The organism is Vibrio sp. V19_P1S1T109, assembly GCF_002241375.1.
In the GTDB taxonomy this organism is placed as follows: domain Bacteria; phylum Pseudomonadota; class Gammaproteobacteria; order Enterobacterales; family Vibrionaceae; genus Vibrio; species Vibrio anguillarum.
In genome coordinates, this window is the sequence record NZ_NDIM01000115.1 from 1 (window position 1) to 4,027 (window position 4,027).

At 43.7% G+C, this 4,027-nt stretch carries 4 protein-coding genes; 1 reads left to right on the plus strand and 3 read right to left on the minus strand.

Going from position 1 to position 4,027, the window contains the following annotated elements; genetic code table 11:
* Positions 1-33: 33 nt before the first annotated feature.
* Positions 34-300: a GrxA family glutaredoxin gene (locus B9J87_RS05490; protein WP_010320195.1), complete on the minus strand. Its 267-nt coding sequence runs from the start codon at positions 298-300 to the stop codon at positions 34-36.
* Positions 301-594: 294 nt separating this feature from the next.
* On the opposite strand from B9J87_RS05490, the gene B9J87_RS05495 reads away from it, so the two are divergent.
* Positions 595-1,836 (plus strand): iron-containing alcohol dehydrogenase, encoded by a 1,242-nt coding sequence (locus B9J87_RS05495; protein WP_094149685.1) that lies wholly within the window; start codon positions 595-597, stop codon positions 1,834-1,836.
* 57 nt (positions 1,837-1,893) lie between these two features.
* Here the strand turns inward: B9J87_RS05495 and B9J87_RS05500 are convergent, their stop codons facing one another.
* Both B9J87_RS05500 and B9J87_RS05505 read right to left on the minus strand, forming a co-directional pair.
* On the minus strand, positions 1,894-2,748 hold the full coding sequence (locus tag B9J87_RS05500) for a MurR/RpiR family transcriptional regulator (RefSeq protein WP_010320194.1): 855 nt from the start codon (positions 2,746-2,748) through the stop codon (positions 1,894-1,896).
* Positions 2,749-3,059: 311 nt separating this feature from the next.
* On the minus strand, positions 3,060-4,027 hold a 968-nt coding region (locus B9J87_RS05505), incomplete at its 5' end, for an aminotransferase class V-fold PLP-dependent enzyme (protein WP_141201541.1).

A 4,027-nucleotide genomic window follows, 5' to 3' on the forward strand; every position in this document is an offset into this window, starting at 1 on the left:
CTAAAAATCAGCGGGTTTTTATGTTTCTTGGTTTTATTCGTCGAATAAGCCTAAATGTTCTTTCGCATAAGCTTCAAAATCAGTGCAACCACCGATGTGTTCTTGATCAATAAAGATTTGTGGCACAGTTTCAACTGGTTTACCCACTGTCTTTTCTAAATCAGCTTTGCTGATGCCTTCCGCGTGAATATCGACATAACGGTAGTTAAAATCATCGCGTTTTAATTTCAATGTTTCAGCGTGTTCTTTTGCGCGAACACAGTAGGGGCAACCAGGGCGGCCAAAAATAACAACGAACATAGCTTTCTCCTTCATTCTTGTTGCATGCAACTATGCCCGATTCAAGGTCGGAAATAAAGTGGCATTCACCAGTTACTTCAATAGGTAAAAGCTATTGCTTATTCCTTAATCAAAGCAAGCTTACCTCTCTATGGTGTTGGGAATAGATCAACAATGGCTTGGCTGTGACATGCCGCATAAACTTGTGTTTTTTATGTGGTTATTTGCTCCACATTGCACTGCATCAAAAAATTTTTTTAACGATAGGTGCACTCTAAACAGAGCTAATCTAGATGAGAGAAAAGGGAGTTATTCATGTTCCAATTTATGACGGCGACGCGGATCATTTTTGGAGAAGGAGCGTTATTGAATTCACTTTCTGTTCTCAACCAATATGGTTATAGCGTACTGCTGGTTTCGGGAAAAGAACAACAACGAGCTTCCCCTATTGTTCAATACCTGAAAATGCAGAATATGCGCTATCAGCATGTAGCTATTGTTGGTGAACCTAATATTACCATGGTGGAGGAAACGGCCATTTTAGGCCGACGTTTTCAACCGGACATGGTCGTTGCTATTGGTGGCGGTAGTGTGATTGATATGGGCAAGGCACTCGCGGCAATCATTCCTAACCAAGGTAACGTTTATGATTATGTGGAAGTGGTTGGCCGAAATGTGCCGTTAAAGACAAAACCGCTGCCATTTATTGCTATTCCAACCACCGCCAGTACGGGATCCGAAGTCACGCGTAATGCCGTCTTGAAATCGGGACAAGACAAAGTAAAAGTAAGCTTGCGCAGCCCAGATATGCTGGCAGATGTTGCGATTGTTGACCCCACGTTGACCTATGGTACCGATAGTTACACATCTGGCAGAGGCGCAATGGATGCTTTTACGCATTTAATGGAAGCCTATGTGTGTGGTGAACCCAATCCACTCACCGATATGGTGTGTGAAGAGGGGTTGCGCAAACTCAGTCGTTCTATATTGCCAGCGTGTCGAAAAGATGATCATAAAGCGCGAGCGGATCTCTCTTTTGCAGCAATGCTTGGAGGAATGGCAATTACCAATGCAAAGCTTGGCGCTGCACATGGCTTGGCATCGGCATTGGGAGGAAAACTTGATGCCCCACACAGCGTGATCACGGCGCGTTTAGCCCCTCATGTTATGCGAGAAAACATTCGAGCAGCGCAAAAAGCAGGGCGAAATGATGTACTTACACGTTATAAAAAAATCGCTCAAATCGTGACTGGCAGAACAAATGTTCACGTTGAAGATGGCGTGCTGTGGGTGAAAATGATGTTAGATAAGTTGCAACTGCCTAAACTCAACCAGTTTGGTGTGTGCAATACCTCGTTTGATCGCGTGGCGTTAGATGCTTTAAAGTCGGTCGCGATTAAAGGTAACCCTTTGCCTTTAACACAAGAAAGGTTAATCCATATATTAAATCAAGTTTGCGAGTGCCAAGGTGAGTGTGAGGAGTGGCAACCGAGTTCATCCAATCAGGTAGAAGTTAGGCATGATCCCGTCGCGCCTGAAGGTAGCAAGCAGAGTTAATAAGAAAACGGAGCAATTGAGCTCCGTTCTAACGATTATTTTAGGATCGCGATTATCTTAGAACTGTGACAGCTTATCGTAGCGCGAGTCTTTTAGTACATCCTTGACGCGTTTAAGATTTTCACGAAAACCAGAGCCACGGCGCAGGGTGAAACCAGTAGCCAGTACATCAATTACCGTCATTTGCACCACACGGCTTGCCATGGGCATATAGACGTCAGTATCTTCAGGTACGTCAAGAGAGATCGACAACGAGCTTGCTTTGTCCAGCGGTGAATCTTTTGCCGTAATCGCAATGACAGTCGCACCATTTTCGCGCGCAAGATTGGCGATTTCCACTTGGCTTTTAGTACGACCTGTATGCGAAATTAAAACAATTACGTCATTATCGGTACAGTTGATACAACTCATGCGTTGCATCACGATATCTTCAAAGCAAGTGATCGGAATGTTAAAGCGAATAAATTTGTTTTGGGCATCTTTTGCTACAGCAGAAGATGCTCCTAAACCGAAGAAAGAGATCCGTTTTGCTTGTGTGAGTAAGTCAACTGCACGGTTAATTTGCATTGGATCCAAGCTGTTTTTAGCCACATCCAAACACGCCATAGTCGATTCGAAAATCTTATGGGTGTAGGCGTCTGGGCCATCATCTTCTTCAACATTTCGGTTTACATACGGAGTTCCGTTAGCAAGGCTTTGCGCTAAATGAAGCTTAAAGTCGGGAAAGCCTTTGGTGTCGAGTCGTCGACAAAAGCGGTTTACCGTTGGTTCACTGACATCGGCCATTTTGGCGAGCGTCGCAATACTTGAGTGAATCGCGGTTTGGGGCGAAGCCATAATTACTTCGGCGACTTTACGTTCCGACTTGCTAAAGTTTTCCAGATTTTTTTGAATTTTTTCTAATGTATTCATAGTGTTCACGCGGGCGAAGAGAACAACTCGTTGGTTTTACCCGGTCGCCCTTTGGGGGGATTGGAAATAACACATTTCCAAAAAGGTAAGTTAAACCAACGCCATGCAATGAGTATAAACCTAGGATGTAGATTTCCGTAACAATTCAAGTTAACAATTGATGAGAACATGACAAGCCTCAAACAAAATTTCATGAAAACTACAGAATTTAGATTTAAATCGATGATTAATGGAAATTTCCAGCTCATTAATGATGTATTAGTTACAGCAAAAAGAAATAAATTTTCAATTCGCTGTAACTTATAGGGATTCTAGCCGATGATTCTTTGAGCAAGCTGCTCAATTTTGGCCATCAAATTAGGGGCTAGCGTGGCAATATGTCGTTGCTCATCTAATATCGAGTGCAAGATAGCATGTGTCGTTAGCGGGTTGGCTAGTACTACGCGGAATACGATGGTATCAAGCTTGTCCCAGCGTTCTGGGTTTAAACGGGTTCGAGAGACAAATGAGCGCCCCGTTTCCCTCTGTTTTTTCTGCACAAACTGGGTGATTTCATTTAGCAACTCGTTCAGTTCTGCTTTTTGATTGGGCAAGGCTTGTTGCAGTGCTTGGCGAACAAAAGCAGGAATATAACGATAGGTTAAAAGACACAGTTCGGGTTCAGAAATCAGCTCAAAGTCGTCTTGTTCTTTAATTAGATCGGCGAAATAGCGAGCTTTAGCTAGGCTTTGGTCAATCAATAATTCGTAGCCAGGGCGACTAATAATGTGCATGCTAGCGTACACCAACATGGCCATACCTGAACGAGAACCTTCTAACGTATGGCTGCCTAGATCTTTTGAACCTTTCCGCAAAATATACTGCGCATGGTGCTCAATTGAATGCATAGCATCAGGCTTTTTGAATAGTACCATGCCTGCACCCATAGGGATGTAGAGCTGTTTATGTGCATCAATCGTGACAGAGTCAGCCAACTCAATACCATTGAGTAAGTGTCGGTGATTATTCGACATTAATGTTGCACCGCCCCAAGCGGCGTCTACGTGAAAATGACAACCTTCTTGCTGGCAAATATTGGCGATATCTCTTAAGGGATCAATGTTGCCCGTTTCTGTTGTTCCGGCGACGCCAACAACCGCAAAAGGTTTAATTTTCTGGCTTTTTAGGTGTGCCATTTTGGCTTTCAAATCTTGTGGGCATAAGCGGTTGTTGTGGTCGGTTTTTACACAAACCAAGCCTTCTTGGCCGATACCCAATACGTCAGCGGCTTTCTTTAAAG